The sequence below is a fragment of the Blautia sp. 1033sp1_1033st1_G9_1033SCRN_220408 genome (assembly GCF_040929965.1).
Lineage (GTDB): Bacteria > Bacillota > Clostridia > Lachnospirales > Lachnospiraceae > Blautia_A > Blautia_A ammoniilytica.
Map to the genome: position 1 here is coordinate 1 of NZ_JBFKZO010000055.1, position 1,131 is coordinate 1,131.

1 rRNA gene is annotated in these 1,131 nt (G+C 53.0%); it reads left to right on the forward strand.

From position 1 onward, the window contains the following. Positions 1-1,131 (forward strand): 23S ribosomal RNA (locus AB5916_RS17420); the annotation flags it as partial.

A 1,131-nucleotide genomic window follows, 5' to 3' on the forward strand; every position in this document is an offset into this window, starting at 1 on the left:
GAGATAAGTTGGGCAGTCAAAAGGGAAAGAGCCCAGACCTTCAGTTAAGGTCCCAAAGTGTGCGTTAAGTGGAAAAGGATGTGGGATCTCCAAGACAACCAGGACGTTGGCTCAGAAGCAGCCATACATTCAAAGAGTGCGTAATAGCTCACTGGTCGAGAGGTCCTGCGCCGAAAATGTCCGGGGCTGAAACGCACCACCGAAACTAAGGAACCGAAAGGTTGGTAGAGGAGCATTGCATACGGGACGAAGCAGTACCGGAAGGAGCTGTGGACTGTATGGAAGAGAGAATGCCGGAATGAGTAGCGAGAACAAGGTGGGAATCCTTGTGGCCGAATATCCAAGGTTTCCAGGGTAAAGCTGATCTGCCCTGGGTGAGTCGGGGCCTAAGGCGAGGACGAGAGTCGTAGCCGATGGACAACAGGTGGAGATTCCTGTACTGCGGTATGACAGAACTGTGGGGACACGTAAGGAAAGCGGAAGCCGGGAATGGAAAGCCCGGTGCAAGCAGGGTACCAGTGCGGAAGGCAAATCCGCCGCACAATGGGAAGCTGTGAAGCGGAGCGAAATAAAGTAGCGAAGTCCGTGGGCCATGCGTCAAGAAAAGCCGCTATTGTTTGTACCGTACCCGTACCGTAAACCGACACAGGTGGATGAGGAGAGAATCCTAAGGCCGGCGGAAGAAGCATTGTCAAGGAACTCGGCAAAATGGCCCCGTAACTTAGGGATAAGGGGTGCCTGTGGAAACAGGCCGCAGAGAATAGGCTCAAGCAACTGTTTAGCAAAAACACAGGTCTATGCGAAACCGAAAGGTGAGGTATATGGGCTGACGCCTGCCCGGTGCTGGAAGGTTAAGAGGAGAGGTCAGAGCAATCGAAGCCTTGAATTTAAGCCCCAGTAAACGGCGGCCGTAACTATAACGGTCCTAAGGTAGCGAAATTCCTTGTCGGGTAAGTTCCGACCCGCACGAAAGGCGTAATGATTTGAGCGCTGTCTCGACAATGCATCCGGTGAAATTGAAGTACCAGTGAAGATGCTGGTTACCCGCGCCAGGACGGAAAGACCCCATGGAGCTTTACTCCAGTTTGGTACTGGGATCCGGTATTGCATGTACAGGATAGGTGGGAGGCT